Origin of the sequence: Allorhodopirellula solitaria (assembly GCF_007859855.1) — a bacterium.
Classification (GTDB): Bacteria; Planctomycetota; Planctomycetia; order Pirellulales; family Pirellulaceae; genus Rhodopirellula; species Rhodopirellula solitaria.
The window spans coordinates 233,282-250,532 of record NZ_SJPK01000008.1; the positions used below are offsets into that span (position 1 = coordinate 233,282).

General features: G+C 56.8%; 14 protein-coding genes and 1 tRNA gene. 6 read left to right on the plus strand and 9 right to left on the minus strand.

From position 1 onward, the window contains the following. The first annotated feature begins 54 nt into the window (after positions 1-54). Complete coding sequence (locus tag CA85_RS16225; RefSeq protein WP_146392376.1) at positions 55-825, plus strand: hypothetical protein; 771 nt, start codon at positions 55-57, stop codon at positions 823-825. Positions 826-828: 3 nt separating this feature from the next. Here the strand turns inward: CA85_RS16225 and CA85_RS16230 are convergent, their stop codons facing one another. The 5 genes from CA85_RS16230 to CA85_RS16250 all read right to left on the minus strand — a co-directional run bounded on the left by CA85_RS16230 (position 829) and on the right by CA85_RS16250 (position 7,067). Beyond that, positions 829-2,316: a hypothetical protein gene (locus CA85_RS16230; RefSeq protein ID WP_246112856.1), complete on the minus strand. Its 1,488-nt coding sequence runs from the start codon at positions 2,314-2,316 to the stop codon at positions 829-831. A gap of 237 nt (positions 2,317-2,553) precedes the next feature. Then, positions 2,554-3,033 (minus strand): PH domain-containing protein, encoded by a 480-nt coding sequence (locus CA85_RS16235; RefSeq protein WP_246112857.1) that lies wholly within the window; start codon positions 3,031-3,033, stop codon positions 2,554-2,556. A gap of 13 nt (positions 3,034-3,046) precedes the next feature. Next, entirely contained in the window at positions 3,047-5,557 is a 2,511-nt protein-coding gene (locus CA85_RS16240) for an ABC transporter permease (RefSeq protein WP_146392377.1), read from the minus strand. After that, positions 5,554-6,624 carry an ABC transporter ATP-binding protein gene (locus CA85_RS16245; protein ID WP_146392378.1) on the minus strand — a complete coding sequence of 357 codons (1,071 nt, stop codon included), beginning with the start codon at positions 6,622-6,624 and terminating at the stop codon, positions 5,554-5,556. Before CA85_RS16245 ends, CA85_RS16240 begins: the two co-directional genes overlap by 4 nt. Then, positions 6,621-7,067 (minus strand): hypothetical protein, encoded by a 447-nt coding sequence (locus tag CA85_RS16250; protein ID WP_246112858.1) that lies wholly within the window; start codon positions 7,065-7,067, stop codon positions 6,621-6,623. Before CA85_RS16250 ends, CA85_RS16245 begins: the two co-directional genes overlap by 4 nt. 299 nt (positions 7,068-7,366) lie before the next feature. Between CA85_RS16250 and CA85_RS16255 the strand changes: the two genes are divergently transcribed. From CA85_RS16255 to CA85_RS16265, 3 genes are all read left to right on the plus strand, one after another. Further along, positions 7,367-8,461: a sensor histidine kinase gene (locus CA85_RS16255; RefSeq protein ID WP_146392380.1), complete on the plus strand. Its 1,095-nt coding sequence runs from the start codon at positions 7,367-7,369 to the stop codon at positions 8,459-8,461. A 126-nt stretch (positions 8,462-8,587) separates the two neighbouring features. Then, positions 8,588-9,055 carry a hypothetical protein gene (locus CA85_RS16260; RefSeq protein ID WP_146392381.1) on the plus strand — a complete coding sequence of 156 codons (468 nt, stop codon included), beginning with the start codon at positions 8,588-8,590 and terminating at the stop codon, positions 9,053-9,055. Between the two features lie 177 nt (positions 9,056-9,232). After that, positions 9,233-9,306 (plus strand) — tRNA-Pro (locus CA85_RS16265). Between the two features lie 135 nt (positions 9,307-9,441). On the opposite strand, the gene CA85_RS16270 is transcribed toward CA85_RS16265, so the two are convergent. Both CA85_RS16270 and CA85_RS16280 read right to left on the minus strand, forming a co-directional pair. Further along, the gene (locus CA85_RS16270; protein ID WP_146392382.1) at positions 9,442-10,923 is read right to left on the minus strand and encodes a sigma-54-dependent transcriptional regulator; all 1,482 of its coding nucleotides are present in this window, start codon (positions 10,921-10,923) and stop codon (positions 9,442-9,444) included. A 195-nt stretch (positions 10,924-11,118) separates the two neighbouring features. Next, positions 11,119-11,514, minus strand: a complete 396-nt coding sequence (locus CA85_RS16280) for a hypothetical protein (protein WP_146392384.1) — start codon at positions 11,512-11,514, stop codon at positions 11,119-11,121. Between the two features lie 334 nt (positions 11,515-11,848). Between CA85_RS16280 and CA85_RS16285 the strand changes: the two genes are divergently transcribed. Next, positions 11,849-12,574, plus strand: coding sequence for a SurA N-terminal domain-containing protein (locus tag CA85_RS16285; RefSeq protein WP_146392385.1), 726 nt, complete (start codon positions 11,849-11,851; stop codon positions 12,572-12,574). A 120-nt stretch (positions 12,575-12,694) separates the two neighbouring features. Here CA85_RS16285 and CA85_RS16290 read toward each other — a convergent pair whose 3' ends face one another. Beyond that, positions 12,695-13,129: a PGPGW domain-containing protein gene (locus CA85_RS16290; protein WP_146392386.1), complete on the minus strand. Its 435-nt coding sequence runs from the start codon at positions 13,127-13,129 to the stop codon at positions 12,695-12,697. Positions 13,130-13,165: 36 nt separating this feature from the next. Further along, positions 13,166-13,870, minus strand: a complete 705-nt coding sequence (locus CA85_RS16295) for a DUF2490 domain-containing protein (protein ID WP_146392387.1) — start codon at positions 13,868-13,870, stop codon at positions 13,166-13,168. Positions 13,871-14,333: 463 nt separating this feature from the next. Here CA85_RS16295 and CA85_RS16300 point away from each other — a divergent pair, with 463 nt between their 5' ends. After that, positions 14,334-16,715: an arylsulfatase gene (locus CA85_RS16300; RefSeq protein WP_222435465.1), complete on the plus strand. Its 2,382-nt coding sequence runs from the start codon at positions 14,334-14,336 to the stop codon at positions 16,713-16,715. Positions 16,716-17,251: the final 536 nt, after the last annotated feature.

The window sequence follows — 17,251 nt, forward strand, 5'->3', positions numbered from 1 at the left end:
TCTATTACTCATTGACCTTTTCTTCGTAATTCGTTTCGCCCCTGTGGAGCACCGATGAGCCGAGCCAAAAAACTCTTTAAGAACCGTTGGTTGTGGTTTGGATTCAGCTTGGCTGCCGCTAGTGGCGTGATGGTTGGCGGTGCCAGTTGGTGGGCCGTTTCCCAGTCGCAGCAAGTTCCTGAGTTCTACACCCGCGCGAGAAGCCAGTCTGCGGCCAATGCAGAGATTGCTCGCAACCAGCTCGAGCACGATGTCGAACAGGTTCGCAAACAATCTTTACAGGGTGGGCATTGGAAAGCCTCTTTTGGTGAAGACGAAATCAATGCATGGATCCAAAGTGAATTTCCTGAGAGATTTAGTCGTCTTTTTTCCCACGGCGTCACCGATCCCGCTATCGCGATCCAACACGGCGAGATTTTTGCAGCAGCACGGTACGTCTCCAAGAGCTGGGATACCGTCGTTTCATGCCGGGTTTCGGTTGAAATGACCGAGGAGCCGAACCTGTTAGCGATCGCTTTGTACGATCTCAAGGCAGGTGCCCTGCCCCTGCCGCTCGATCCCTTTGTGCGGAAAATCAGCAAAGAGGCAGCGAGCGGTGACCTGGATGTGCGATGGGACTTCACGCAAAACGGACCGATCGCATTGGTGAAAATTCCACAGGAGGATCCTCACTTCGTCATCACACCGCTGGTCATCGAATCGATCAATCTCATTGCCGGGCAACTTCAGCTCGACGGACGAGGTGGAGCGGATGCGGCCAGTGACTACGAACCACGTGGGCCCATGCACCGTTTCGTCTCATATCGCCAGCGGCAGATGCAGTAGGTTTCAATTTCGCGGCAAGCTGCCGTTTTCGTTTTCGACGATTTTGTGAAAGTGATCGATTGCGTTGGCATCACCCAGTCGCACGAGATTTTCGCGTAAAATCACGTTCTCGACGGCCATGACGAACCGTTCATACTTGACTCGCTTTTCCTGCTCGTCGAGTTGCTGGGATTCGGCCCGTGCCAATTCGCGATAACGCTCATAGTCAGGGTGGTCTTCCACGGCGTGGATGAATTCATCGCTGCGGGACGTCACCAACTCAATTGAAGTTGGGTTCAATAGGTTGGCGAGTTCGGGCCAACGATGGCGAAGATGAGATGCGATCTGCCTCCGCAAGCGTTCGGCAGGGTCGTCGCGGCGGCCTCGATAGCGACCACGTGAGCGTCCCCGCGAGCGATTCTCTCTGGTCATTCGATCGGCGTCGCTAAGTCGGTCGGGACCTGACAATTCGAGTTGTTCCGACAGCCCTTCGAGAATCGCATGTTCCGACGCTGTTGCAAATTTGAGTACCTCGTCATAGTCCAATTCCCGCGGCAGAAGATCGGGATGCTGTTCGTCCTGGAACATGCTTTCGATCCCCAGAAATTCTCCCGAGGTGCTGACCGGGAGATCGATCGTGTCGCTGCGTAGGATCGTGTAGGCATGCGCCTCATCGAACGAGACATAGCCGTCGTCATTGTAATCCGGTGGCTCTATGGGTTGATTGATACGGCTATGGCCCGCGAGCGCTTCCCAAAAGTAAGTGCTGTATTCGACATAGGTTGACTCGTCGATATCGGGAGTGCATCCCGCCGCGGGCCGGTCATAGACGGTGGCGAAAAATCCGCACCGGGACTGTTTCGACAATCCTCGGTCTGGATTGCCCTCGTTGTAGATCAGCCTCGCGAAGCCGCCGGCGTGGCACTGGACCATGACCACACTCACTTGCACGCCGTCAGATAACTTATCGAGCAGTTCGACGAACTCCTCAACGTCCAACCGCTCCCCGTCCCACAGCGAGATCGATGTGTTGTGAGGTTCATTCCGCTCTCTGCTGTCATTGCCATGCGAGGTGACATAGATCAGCAACCGATCTCCGTCCTCCATGGACGCGCCCTCCTGATCGAACCACCCCCGGATATTCTGCAAGCTCGTTTTTCCCTCCACGTGGGGGACTCGGTGGTTGCGGTAGGACAATCCCAGATCCGATAGGCTGCCTAGGAATTCTGCCATCCACTGGTTTGCTTTCGGGATCGATTTTCGGTCAATGACTTGCAGGTCATCGTCTGGATCGTCCCCGTCAGCAAAAAAAACGCTTTGCGATTCTTGTGGGACCTGCTTCTCAGACATCACCCGTTGCCAGAACAGAACATTCCGTTCGAGCGAGGCTTGATTGCCCGAGGGCGCGTAGCCGCCTCCGATCACGAGAAATTGATCTGCGGCATCCAGGCGGCCAGCGAGCGTAGCTGCGATCAACAGCATGCCGATTCGAATCGGGGTAGCGAACGTCATCAGTAGGTCTCGTGATCGAAGAGGAATTACACTCGAATGAAAGTCGAGCGAGTCGGCGGAGTCGGCAAGGTGCCATCGGCCGCAGCCATTCTACACGGTGGAGAGAGTAGGTGTTTTGCCGTACATCGCCGCGAGGCGTTCGTTAAGCTTCACCTCGCGAAGTATCGCGTGATCCGCAAGGAGGGAACCCTGCGAAAGCGGCCGCGTGCACTACGAGATTCGCTCGCTGCCGCGTTCCTAACCGCCGATACGCGCCCGCAACTGCTCGATAAACTTCTCGCGGAGTACCGGCGAAACGACATGCTCCCGGCTGTCGGTCTCAATCGCTACCCGTCTGAGCGACAATGCGGGGCCGCTACGAAGTGTCGAAGTTCGCTGGACACTAAGTATCTCATGGTAGGGAACCTGGTAGCAGATCACGCCGCAGCGAATCGACAGGGCGTCTTGGAGAAACGTGTACCGACAGGGGACGACGAAAACGCCTGTCGCGATCAAAACTGCCGCAGCGGTCAGGAACATGCTCGATGCATCGGCAGCGCGCCCATTGAGAATGAGGATGATGCCGATGGCCGTTGCGATGACGATGGGTGATGCGAGCAACACAGCTAACCACCAGTCGACGGCCGACCGGTACACCTGCATCCTCGGCGCGTCACTCATATCAACGCGCCGCGAAGCGGATGACTCAGGCACAGGGGCGTTGGGAGATGCAGTCACCGATCGAATCTCTCTAGTAATCACTTCGCGAAAAATAAACACAGCTAATCAGCAGCATCGCAGCGATGAAGATACCACAACTCGCTAGTGGTGCTGCGATTCGGTAGCGAACCACTTCGGGCGTTCCCGATTCCCCGTCACCGATGACCAGGGAATCGTTGCCTGATACCATGGCTGCCGACGTATCCCCGAGCTGCACCACTTGCGGCGTCAACCACTCAAGTGCACCGACAACGTAGAAGTCCACCCACCGCCAAATCGACAGCGACGGTGCGACCGAGTCCGCCTTGACTATCCGAAGTTCGTCGGAGGAGCCACCGGGTCGCTCGATCGAAAACTGCGTGATGCGGTCTACGTCGTGGGCAACCGTCAGAGTACCGGCGGCCGCACCGGACCGCAAAGCCTCGGGTTGCCAGTGGACGGATTCAATCTCGTCGATCGGCAGTTCCGCGAGATGGTTTACCGTCGATCCAGTCACCTCGACGACATCGCAGTGTCCCGATGAGGTGCGGATCAAGAAGCAATCGTCCGAAATCGCGATCAGCTCCAGCGGCGTGCCCGGCACGTCTGGCTCGCGAGCCTCTGTGTCCCATTGGCCGGTCGGTTCAAGCGACACCGCATCAAAGATCCGCACAGGCAGATCTCCCTGGGCTAATACGACCCATCGCTGTGACGCCGCCACGACCGGTGGGGCTCGGTCCTCGGCTCGCGGCAGCGCCGTTTGATCGGTCGTGGCCCATTGCGAATTCCCGCCGCCATTCTCGGCAGAAATACGCTGCAAACGATCGGTCGTTAATAGAATCAGGCTGCGTTCCCCAGCCACCTGGACGACGCGGGATGGAGGGCTCAAGACAACATCAGGAGGCAGGATCGAAAGAAACGAACTCGCTGCCTCTCCCTGCGGTGTCAGCAGCGATTGAAACCATGAACGGATCGAACCGTCGGTGCGAGCGGCGCGGGCTTCGCTCGTCGAGCCGGTGGGTTGATCGGCTTGGGACTCCCCCGGTGAAGTGAGAGGTTCTTCACCGATCGCAGTTAGAATCGACGATTGGTCGGATACGAGGATGTCGGCAGAACTCAGCGCAGCGATGGATTGCTCGTCTAAACGGAGAAGCCGTTCGGTGGCGTCGGGCAGCCGCACGCTCGGCTGCGGCTTCCAATCGTGGCGTCTCGACAGGATAACGAGATCGAGCGAGCCTGAGCCGAATGGATTGAAACGCCCGTTGCGAATCCGCGCCGTCATCACGTGATCCGTTCCCAGAGCGACTGGCTGTAGGACGCGGTCACGCGATCCCGCCTCGCTCTCAATCAGCGGCATCCATTGATTCGACGCCGGCGAGAAACGCGTCAATCCGCTGCCGCCGGTGACTGCAAAGAGGTCGTCTCCTGCGGTAGTCATGCCAACGATACGATCTGGCTCCACCACGCGGGCGTTGACCACGCCGCCTACGATGCCGACCACCATGCACACCGCCGCCAACGCCCCGGCAGCAGCGATGGAGATGATCGAGGATCGCCACTTCAGTCCTGCCAACACCGAGACGCTAAAGAAAACTGCAAAGATCACCACGGCGATGGGAATGCACCACAGAATCCGCCCGTTCCAGACACCGAGCCGGCCTCCGGCGATTAGGTATAGCCCCAGCACCAACTGGGAGACGCAGAGCGTCACGAACGCACAACCGCCTATAAATTTGCTAATCAACAAGCCGCTGCGCGAAATCGGCTTGCTCAGCAACAGATGCAGCGAGCCCGCCTGCAGCATGTCGGGAATGATCGATGCGGTGACCAAGACACCTAGAAAGACGAGTACTAGCCCGAGTAACCAGTTGACCAGCAGTGGGATCACGAACTGGTTGAAGAGCGTGTCAAACTGCGCGCGATCGATTTGGAAATCTGTGGGAAACTCGAGACCAGCGTAGGTCAATAAAATCGATCGCACGCTGCGCGATTCAAAAACGCCTGGAAGAGCTGCTTCGATCCGCAACCGACTACGACGTTGCCGCAGTGAATCCGAGAGCTCCGAGTCGGCGGTCTCGTCAAGCTGCCGCAACTCCCGCAGACGCACTGTCGATGACCAGGCGTCGGCGTCATACCAAGCGAAAGCGGGCGGCTCTGTCGGTGCATCGGCGGTTGAGTGAGCTCCGTCACGCTCGGTTTTCGCGCTATCGGACTCGATGAGATCATTGAGTGCGTCGGTCAACAGGTTCAATCGGATGCGAACTTCGTTGCCCTGTTTCACTCGGCGCAGTTGTCGCTGCAGCTCCTCGGGCATGGCCGCCGCGATCCGACCGGCCGGGCGTTCTTCGGCGTCCGCCGCCGTGAGCCCCTCGGCGAGCATGATCTTCATGCGGGTGCCGTTGTGCACATCGAACCAACGGAACGTGGTCGTGTAGTCTTCACGCAGCCCAATCGGTGCGAGTGTCGCCAGCAGCACCCAGATCGCCAGGAACGCTGCCCACAGAACACGCGATGCTAACGCCGAGCGGAATGAATCAGTAATGACCGCGAAATAGGGGCTCATGCCACGTTGTCCTGCTCTTGCGACTGAACTAGACGCATGAATGTCTCTTCGAGGGATTGTCGATGGGGGACCAAGCGGATCAATGATCCGTCGGCGCCCCGCAGTCGGTCGACAATCTCATCGACAGCCATTCGATCCTCGCAAAGGAACCGACATCGGAAACGCGACCGGCCATTGTCGACATCCAGTGGCTCTCCCACCCAGACCACACTGTCCTCAATGGCTGGCTGAAAAATGATTGCCGGCCGATCGAGTTGATGTTTGCTATCGACAGGTGAATGTTCCGAATGGTCTGTCTCGTTGGGCAATTCAAACTCTATCTCAACAGCGATCTGCGTGGCGGTCGGGCCGAGGGGGCCGTCCATCTCGGAGATCGGTCCGGTTGCCAATACTTTGCCCTTGGCCATGATCGCCAAGTGCGTGCAGATGAGTTCAACCTCATGCAGAATATGGCTGTTGAGAAAGATTGTTTTGCCCGCGTCTCTCAATTGCTCAATAATCCGCCGCACCTCACTGCGTCCTACCGGATCGAGCCCGTCGGTGGGTTCGTCGAGAATCAGCAGATCCGGATCATGCATCAGGGACTGGGCTAAACCGAGCCGCTGCAACATGCCTTTGCTGAATCGCTTGACGCTCTCGCGATCACGCCCCCGTAGCCCTACGAGGTCAATCAATTCGTCGCTGCGTCGGGCGATCGTGCGCGAGTCGAGCCGGTTGAGCTTGCCATAGAAGCTCAGCGCGGATCGAGCCGTATGGTGGCGGTCGACTCGCAGTGATTCCGGGAGGTAGCCAACCCGGCGCCGTGCCGCAGACGATCCTGCGGGCAATCCGAACAGAGAGGCTTTGCCGCCCGTCGCTCCAATCACACCTAACAGGACCTTGATCAAGGTGGTCTTGCCAGCCCCGTTGGGACCGAGCAACCCAAACACTTGGCCGGCGTCGGCATGCAGCGAGACGCCCTGCAATGCACACACATCGCTACGCCGCAGCAGACCTCCACCCCGATAAGTCTTTTCGAGGCAATCGACCGAAATGATACTGTTGGATGACGCTTCTGCTGGGCTCACGTAAGCCAGTTCCGCAACGTCAATGCCAACAATACCGCTGCAGTCATCGCGATCAATGCCGCCAATAAAAGCCGGTTGGCCGGCTGACGCCACGAAGGAGAATTCACTTCGCGATTGTACAGATGCCGGAATCTCTCCCGTTCCCCAGCGGTATCAAAAACTCCGTCTTCGACGATTTCTTGGATGCCAAACTGAATGGAATACTCCACGACGCCGTGGATGTTTCGGCGTTCGGAGTGATCGTCGACGCCGATCCCCTCGAAATACCAAAGCTGGTTGCCGAACTGCCGTTCACTCTCGCAACGGTCGTCGACACAGCGGAGATTGATGATCTCACTGCTCTCTCGACAAAAGTGAGCCCGCTCGAGTGCACGACCGCTATCCAGGCGAACCTGGCGTAGCACTCGATCGGAAAATTGGCGTTGGGGAGCTTGAGCGCGCATTAGAAATCTCCGTTTACACAAACCGGTCATCCACCGGACACATTGGTATTATTGCCGACTGAGCGGCCTGCGTCATCGGCAAGCGCGAATTTTTGTGCTAATAATCGAGGTTCCCCTTCGTGGTGCAGCGGATTGCCCGAATCATCGAAGTGATCCGGAATCGGATAGTAAGGCTCAAGTTTGCGTGTTTTCGCGATTGATCCACGCGACACCGCGGCCGATCGCGGTATCTTCGAAGGGGGCTCAGACGCCTCGAAGCATCTAAGAAACTGTTCGTTTGTCCACTCGGAAATCTGTCTGTGCCTACGCCACCCAAACCGACCTCCGAGCCACTTGCGGCGGGCGAGCCCAAGTCGAGCACGCGTGCCAAAGCGAAGAACCAGCCGCTGACACGGCCGATCACACTCCGCGCTCCGGTCACCTTGGGGGTCGTGCTGATTGTCCTCGTGGTGATCTTGCTCGCGGTGTGGGTAACGGGAAATCTTTTCGGGATCTTACGCGAAAAGGAGTCGCCCCTCCTCTTCTGGGTGATGTTGTTGGCGGGATCGGTCCTGCTAATCGCAGTGCTCGCCGGCGTGATCGCCTACCTGACACTGAGCGTGAAAGCGTTCAATCTGAATCGGCGGCAATCAAATTTCATTGACGCGGTGACTCACGAGTTGAAGAGTCCAATCGCGTCGCTGAAGCTGTATCTGCAAACCATGACGCGTCGCACTGTGGGCGCAGACCAACAAGCTGAATTTCACAAAATCATGCTTGATGACGTCGAACGACTCGATCTCCTCATCGATCACCTGCTCGAAGCCGCACGGATGGAGCGGGGCGCGGCCTCCGAAGATGCTATCGAAGTTGATTTGCCCAAGCTGCTGACGGAACTCAGTACGGCAGCATGCGTGCGTTACAAACAGCCCCCAGACACCGTCGAGATCGATTGCCAAGACATCGTCCTGACGGCGCCACCCATCCAAGTTGAGATTCTGTTTCGCAATCTGCTTGACAACGCCTTTAAATACGGCGGCATCCCACCACGGGTGCATGTGATCGGCCGGATGAATGCAGACCAGAGCGGCGATGTGACGGTTTCGGTCTGTGACAATGGGCGGGGAATCCCCACGCAACTGCGGCGGAAAGTTTTCGGTCGATTTATCCGGCTAGGCAATGAACTCGAACGCAGTAAACCCGGAACCGGGCTGGGGCTCTACCTGGTACGCAATGTCACTCAAGCAATGGGCGGACGGATTGAGATCGTCGATAGCAAGAACCCCACCGGTGGAAACGTGACATTGGATCCCGCTGATCGACCGATCGGCACTCGATTTGACGTCACGCTTCCCGACGCCGTCCTGCGGCCGGAATCAGCACGAGAGTGCACCTCCAATCCCGCCTCGACGTGAATTGCTAGGTTTGGTCGACAATCGCTGCTGACGGTGGTTATACTCTCCTGCTGAAATCATTCGACATCGATCCATTTGAAATCGATTTTTATTGCCTCTTTTGCCCGACCGCAGGAAGTTTTCAGCATGTCCCTCGAAGACAACCCAATGTCGCCCGTGTTTCGCATCGACGTTTCAGCGAAATCCGAACCCAGCCCGCCCCCATCGACCGAGGAACTCACCGTCGAACTACTCCGGCAAATGCTGACTGGGCAACAGAAGCAGAATAAACTGCTCAGTGAACTGGTCGCGCAGAACGCAGCGATGCAAAAACAGCGGGCTGGCGAATTGCAGCAATGGAAGGACGCCCATCCGACACTCTCGCGTGCCTGCCGCCGGGCTGCCGAAACACTCAGTGAAGTCCAAACGGAATTTCTCCAGTCGGTGACCGATGAAATCGACGAGTCGGGTGAACATTTGGTCGACGGCGAGTACATGCTCAACGAGTTCATTGATCGCTTTGGGCCCCGAATGGCCCATCTCAATGGGATCTTGCAAGTCCTCGCCCAACTCGGAACCGCCGATGCTGTCGCCGAGCAACAGAAGCACTCGTGATTCGCAGGGGCAAGCGAGCCTGTGGGGAAAATTTGGGAGTCATCTGAGATTTTTTTCCAACTGAACCTTTCCACGAGCGACTCTGTCCGCTAATCTCTGGCGAAGTCAAACCGCGAGCCGTTGAACGCTCGCGATGGAGATCCCAAAGCTCCTTGACGACACACGACGATAGATTATCGGGGCGTAGCTCAGCCTGGCAGAGCGCCTGGTTTGGGACCAGGAGGTCGCATGTTCAAATCATGTCGCCCCGACTTGCGAAAACCTCGTAGACAGCAATGTTTACGGGGTTTTTTCGTGTGGTATCCGGTGCTGTTCGCTTGCGCTCAAGCCGCCGGCTATTCCCTACAAATCCTGACGGGATACGTCTGGGTTTCCTCACGTCACCTTCATTCTCTTAAAATCTTTCCGCGGAGCGTCGTCCGCGAGATGCCAAGGGCTCGACTCGCCTGAACCTGGTTGCCGTGGAAATGTTTCAGGACCTCATGAATGACCACCTGTTCGGTGTCGTCAATGATGTTGCGGAACACGTTGGGCTCATTGGCAGCGATCAATTCATGAACGCGATCGGCAACGTCGGGTAGGTGCCCACTGGGTCCCGAGGATGTCGCCGTCGTTCGCTCGGTTGCCTCCACCTCGCGTCCCTGTCCAGTCTCAACGTTTGGCTCGCCCTCCGCTGCTTCATCGCGTCGCCGTTGATTCGGTGGCAACAGATCAGGGAGACTGTCCACCGTCAGGGTATCACCGATCGAATGCAGGACGGTGAATTGCATCACGCTTTGCAGCTCGCGAATATTGCCAGGCCAAGAATAGTCAAGCAGTTGCTGCATTGCTGCGGGGGCAATCTTGGTGACTTGGCGTGCGAACTTTCTGTTCGAACGATTCAGGAAATGCTCGATGAGCAGCGGTAGATCTTCGCTCCGCTCCCGCAACGGAGGCAGTGGGATCGTGAATCCGTTGAGCCGGTAGAGCAAATCTTGTCGGAACAATCCCTGCTTAATTTGCTGCTCGAGATCGTGATTGGTCGCGCACACGAGCCGGACATCGGTAGCAATCGTTTGGCTACCTCCCACCCGTTCAAACTTTCCGTCCTGGAGGACTCGCAAGACCTTGGCCTGCGTTGCCAGGTTCATGTCCCCTAATTCGTCAAGAAACAGGGTGCCTCCATGAGCCCGCTCGAACTTCCCTTCGTGGCGAGCGTCGGCCCCGGTAAACGCTCCTTTCTCATGTCCGAACAGTTCGCTTTCCAAGAGTGTTTCAGACAACGCGGCGCAGTTGATCACCAAGAAAGGCCGGGATCGCCGCTGGCTGTGGCGAAATATCTCCGTGGCAACCAACTCCTTGCCCGTGCCACTCTCACCCAAGATCAAAACGGTGACATTCTCGGGGGCCACGCGTCCGATCGACTTGTAAACCGATTGCATCGCTGGTGACTGACCGATCATGCCCTCGACGGGCTGCTTGCTCCCCTCCACGCTGAAGGTCCCCGAAGGATCAGCCCGCTCGGAATGCTGGAGGCTACGATCGATCACGCTCCGCAAGTGTTCGATATCAACCGGTTTGACCAGGAAATCAAAGGCTCCTTGCTTGGTCGCCTCGATGGCCAAGTCGGTCGAAGCGTGTGCAGTGACCACGATGACGGGTACCGCGGGGCCGGCATGATGAAAATGCTTGAAGACATCCAGCCCTGACATATCGGGCAGACAAGCATTCAAGATCACCGCGTCGGGCACGGAACGCTCGAACGCGGCAATTGCCCCCACGCCGTTATCGGCTGTCGTGATCTGGATATCTTCCCGGCGCTGGCAGATTGCTTTCTCGAACGAGCAGAGAACGTTCGGTTCGTCGTCGACGATCAATACGTTGCGCATGAAGCTAACTGATTGAAGTCAAGAAATTGGGAGCGTGATCAGATTGCAATGGCAGGCGGGCAATGAAATCGGCTCCGTCCAATGGACTCAACTGAATGGACCCTGCGCTGAGCGACGAAGAAAGACCTGCTTCGATGTCGCCGCCATGCAAGCTCCCGCGATGAGACTCAATAATTCGTTTGCAAATGGATAAACTCATCCCCAGGCCCGCGTCCTTCGTACTGACAAACGGTTCCAAGATGCCTGCACGCAGAGATGCTGGCACCCAGATCCGAGCGCAAGCCGGGCCCGATTATCGCGAATCCGCACTTCGCACCAATCACGTGGGGTTTCACTCAGTGCCAATGCACTGCATTGATGATCGGCCTGCGTCACATCAGAACAGACAACATGCATTCGGCCTCCCGTGGCGACGGTCTCCACTGCGTTTAGCAATAGCTTCAGCACAACCTGACGGATCTGGGCAACATCGGCCAGCCCCCACAATTGCTCATCCTGAATGTTGCCGCGTTGGCGAATCGATCGGATTTGGCTAGCAGCATACTTCCCCGCCCACCGAGCCAGTGCCCAGGCAGCTAGCAATGGAACCATCGTGCGCGACAACAAACGGAGATTGATGGAACCATCACACTCCCTCTGACTAGTTCTCTCGGCTTCGTGTCGCCTGTACTGTTCCTGGTCAATCTGTACACAACCTGGACAGCCTCATCTCGCTCCAGGCTTGCGGCCTACCAGACGCTGCAAACGGTTCGCGCCATGTGGTCCTGGACGGCACCGCCTTTTCACTGCGACACAGGCTGAATTTCTGCAGCATGCCTACGGCTGGAACGGCAGTTGCAACGCGACGAGCAATCGTCAGACCAGCAGGCCCCTGGCGGCAGGGGGTCTGTCAATGGATTGTTAATCTCAACTCGAGGAGATCAGAATGAAACGGAATGGATACACACGCGTCCTAGCTCTCACGACAATGTTTACCGTGGTGCCGAGCATCGCATACTCGCAGCAACAGCTTCCGCAAGGTGGCCCGGTTGGCACCTCCCCAGCGGCGGCGAAACCCGTAGTGGTTGCAACGGTCAACGGCGAGCCGATCACCAAGCCAGAGTTCGATCAGGCAGCCCAGCATCAGGTGGCGAGTGTCCAGCGGAGCGCCGCTCAGAATGGTCAGCAGTTGAGTCCGCAGGATCTTGCTCAGGTGAAGTCGTCCACGCTAGATAGCCTGATCGAAAGCCGTTTGGTGGAAGCCTACGCCAGCGAAAACGTCGATGTCCCGGAGGCCCAGGTCGAGCAGACGATCCAACAGGTGGAGCAGCAGCTGGCCGAGCAGAAAGTGCCGCTGAAAACCTACGTCTCGAGCCAGGGGCAGACGATGGACAGTTTCAAGAAACGCATCGAGGGTTCCCTCGCCTGGCAGGGCCTGCAACAACGAGAATTGCAGCCCGAAAAATTGCAGCGATTCTACCAGTCGAATCAGCAGATGTTTCCCGGCGAAAACTATGAAGAGGTGCAGCCTCAAGTCGCCCAAGCCTACGTCGGCTCACTTTGGGAACGGATTGTCAAGGAAACGAAGCCCAACGCCAAGATCGAAAAGAAGAACGCGAGTCCGCGCGGTGCTCAGCCAGGTTCCTTTGCGCCCAACGGTGCTAACCGATAACCCGGCATACGCGTTGGGTCCCTCGTCGAAGACGCATTTCTCTCGGCACAATGGCTGAGAGAAGTGTGCGTCGATAGGCAACGCTGGTCGGCGTGAGTTGGTCTGCTGGATCGGAGGAATTCATTGCGACGGCTCGTCTTCTCGGGGGGGCAAATGCAGAGGCTCCTTGCCATAGCGCCGACGCATTCGATTGATCGTCTTATTGATGATGGGGCGTTGCAATATCATCACTTCGAAACGCCGCTTTCCGGGGAAGGTTGTTAGCATGAGGCCGGCGAAGATCGTCAAGAGACCCTGGCCGGGAAGGACCAGCATCGCAACTCCAGCCATAATCAGCGTGACCCCGAGCAGATTTCGCAGCACCCATACCCCGCCTATCAGCCACGGGTGTGACTGCGCGCGCTCGGTCGGCGAGTTCGGAGGTCGGGTGAAATAGTCCGCCGGAATCTTGACGAAGAGAACGGGCAGCAGCACGATGGCCAGGATCATGCCGATCCCCGAAATGGAAGCAAGCCAAACGAGCCATTCGCGGTACGGGGTCAAGAATTCAAGCATATTCAAATATGTTCGACGTGTGTTCTCGCGAGCCGTTTAGAAGTAGTAGTTGATCGAGAGGATGTGGTTCATCCCATCGGTACCGCCCTGATTGTTGATGAACTGATTGAGATAGCCAATCTCGGTTCGCCCTCGCGCATGCGAACACCGTTGGTACCCAAAACCGAAGAAGGCTCGGTTCTGATCGAGCCCAGCCCGCGCGCCCCAATCGGGATTATTCAAGTTGAAAAACACCTCGTCCCATGCAATCAGAGACCATTGGGGAGTGTCGCTGAGAACTCGCTGAACGCGATGCAGTTGCCGCCAACGCAGACCCACATCATCGCCCTCTTCTACCCAACGCTGCTCGAATCGACTCCGGTGCAGCAAGCGAAAATCACCGAACGAGGGCGCCGCCGTCCACTGCTGCCAAAATCGATGCTCATGGAAATCGCTTCGCTCGATGGGAGAAGTACGAATCCACGCGTACCCGGCCCAAAGCGCTTGCTCGTCGTTGAGCGAGAGCCCCATTCCAGGACGAACAATACTCTGATTGAACCCACCCGAGTCATCGCGCAACCGGTAGTGCGCATCGAACCACCAGAGCAATGGCGTGGATTGATCAGACTTCGTTTTCAGGTCCCCACTACCAAACGCGGCAAACCAGAGGCCTGTATCGTCCAGTGTCTGCGCATTCGATCGTTCGGCGTAGCAAACCGAGGCAATCCCAAACGCCAGCAATAGTAATCCGACTTTACGCATCTTTGATCAATCTCCGTTTCAGCATCGCTTTTCTGTTGACTTGCCAACATGCACAAGACAGGAATCGGCATGCCCAACGAGCGTGCTGGAGGAGACTCCTCTCTACGCCGCTCAAACCCAACAATCGCGACCAGTAGTAGCGATGGCGTCGATTGTGTGAAGCATCGATATCGATCTTCGTCAGCACGGAGGGAGAATGTAGAAATCTTCAACAGTAGCGTGAGTTCGGCACCCTGACTGTCTCGAGGAAACGCTAGGATAGGTTGTCGTCGGTCGCGTTGCCGCCCAAATTGCAAACACTTTCTTGTCTGGTTGAAGTCCCATGATAGCTCGCTCTTCTTTTCTTTACGTTTGCTTTTGCTTTTGCTTGACCCTCAGCGTGTGGTGCTCAGTGCCCGCACAAGGTCAAATCCAGACTACCGGTGAGATCGGCTCCCCGAGTGCGACTACCACGATATCAGGAGTGCAGTTGCCCACGCCGGATCCTGAGTTCGATGGTGTGATTAAGCCTGGTGCCTTGGATTCCAAACCCTGGTGGGCTCCGAGGATCGTCCCACCGAAGCAAGCGCCCAACGTGTTGTTGATCATTACCGACGATTCGGGCTTCGGAGTACCGAGCACATTCGGAGGTGTGATTCCCATGCCGACAATGGATCGCGTGGCTCGCGCGGGACTGCGATACAACAACATTCATTCGACCGCACTCTGCTCACCGACGCGCGCCGCACTGATCACGGGACGCAACCATCACTCAGCAGGCTTCGGCGTGATCGGCGAACAATCCACTGGTTTTCCCGGGTACAACAGCATCATCGCTGACGACAAAGCCACGATCGGACGTATTCTCCGCGACAATGGCTACGCCACATCGTGGTTTGGGAAAGATCATAACACGCCCGTCTTTGACGCCAGTTCCGTTGGTCCGTTCGACAAGTGGCCGATTGGTATGGGGTTCGAATATTTCTATGGTTTCGTCGGCGGAGATGCCAATCAATGGCAACCGAACCTGTTCCGCAACACTACTCAAATCTATCCTTTTGAAGGCGAGCCCGGATGGAATCTCGTCACCGCGATGGCGGATGATGCCATCGAATATCTCAACCGAACCCATCAGACGATGCCGGACAAGAAATTTTTCATGAAGTTTGCGCCAGGCGCGACTCACGCTCCCCATCATCCAACTGAGCAATGGGTAAAGAAGATCCATGACATGCATCTCTTCGATGACGGCTATGAAAAAGTCCGCGAGCGCATTTTCGAGAACCAAAAGAAGCTAGGCGTCATCCCAGCGAACACGAAGATGGAAGCGTGGCCCGAGGAGCTGCTCAAACCCTGGGACGAACTCGATGCGACAACCCAAAAGCTTTTCATCAAGCAAGTCGAGGTCTTCGCCGCCTACGCTGCTTACAATGACCACGAAATCGGCCGCGTCATCGATACGATCGAAGAGATGGGAAAACTCGATGACACCCTGATCATCTATATCAACGGCGATAATGGAACCTCCGCCGAAGGCGGGCCGCTGGGCACCCCAAACGAGGTGGCGTTTTTCAATGGCGTCAACGAAATGCCTGTCGAGACGCAGATGCAATGGTATGACGACTGGGGGACTGAGGAAACGTATAACCACATGTCAGCTGGTTGGTCGTGGGCGTTCGATACACCATTCTCGTGGTTCAAGCAGAATGCGTCGAAGCTCGGTGGCATCCGTCAGAACATGGTCGTTTCTTGGCCCGGGGAAATCGAAGACAAGGGGGCCCTGCGCGAGCAGTTTATGCATGTCATTGATGTTGTTCCCACCATCCTCGAGGTCACGGGTATCAATGCACCCGAGACGGTCGATGGCATCCAACAGGCGCCGATCGAGGGCACGAGTTTCGCATATACGTTCGAAAAGAAGAACGCCACGGCACCTTCGCAGCACAAGACCCAGTACTTTGAAATGATGGGCCAGTGGGCGCTCTACTACGAGGGCTGGCTGCTTAGCACGAAGGTCAATCGGGCTCCGTGGGAGGCCTTTGGCGTCGCCAATCCAGACCCACTGAACAATCAGGTCCTCGAACTCTACGATTTAAATCGCGATTTTGCCCAATCCCACGATATCGCCGAGGCGAATCCGGACAGGGTCAAAAAGATGAAGGAGATGTTCATCGCTGAGGCGAAGAAGTACCAGGTGTTCCCGATGGACGCCTCTGTCGCGGGGCGGCTGGTCGCGCCCCGTCCGAACATCACCGCAGGACGCACTGAGTTTGTCTACACGCATCCGATGGTCGGATTGCCGCAAGGCGATTCTCCGTCGATTCTCAACTCCTCCTACACGATCACTGCCGAGATCACGGTTGGCGAGAAGGGCGCCGAGGGAATGATACTTACCTCGGGCGGACGCTTTTGTGGCTACGGGTTTTACTTGCTCCACGGCAAGCCGGTTTTCTTGTGGAATCTTCTCGATCTCGAACGGATCAAATGGGAAGGCTCCGAAGCTCTCAGCCCCGGTGATCACACCATCGAGTTTGACTTCCAATACGACGGCCTCGGTGCGGGGACGCTCGCCTTCAACAGCATGAGCGGTCTTGGACGCCCCGGTGTCGGCACTCTCAAAGTGGACGGCAAGGTGGCCGATACGCGCAAGATGAAGAAGACTATCCCGATGATCCTCCAGTGGGATGAGAGTTTTGATATCGGCTCGGACACGCTTACCGGCGTCAACGATGCCGATTATCAACCGCCGTTCGCTTTCACCGGCGAGCTCAATAAGCTCACACTCCATGTCGACCGTCCCGAGCTCTCCGAAGCGGATACTGCGAAGCTTCGAGCAGCGATGCGCAACAATGCATCGAGCGAGTAGGCGTGCAGCGAAGGGAACGCGAGGACGCTGGGTGCCTGGCACATCACCCTACTTTGGGATGTCCGGTTAGCAACACACTATGAATAAGTGTCGGTTTTAGTAGTGGACGAAGTGACGAGTCCAGCGGCTTTGGGCTCGTCGTCTCGTCCACTACGACAGAAATTAATCGTGCGTTGCTTCTCTTGTCATAACCCACAAGCTTGCTCCCCTGTGTGCTTGGCACACGGGGGCAACGTTTTGAGATTGGAGAACCGCGGTATCGATACGCGTTCCCATGTCAGCTTGCCTAACAGGGGAACGAAGCCGACGGACTTTGCTGTCATGTGGGGCAAACCCACATGGGAGCCAGGGGGACGCTTCATCTTTTCTAATCGCGGATGATGGAGAAAAGCCGCCGATCAGCGCAGCGCCACCTTCGGCGAGTCTGAACATAAAGAAGACTTTAGATTCCGTTCAGGGAGACTTTAGCGAACCCTTGTAACATTTTCTCAGTGACGGAGAAGTTGTCCGTCGTCTAACTATCCTCGGGCCCCCTG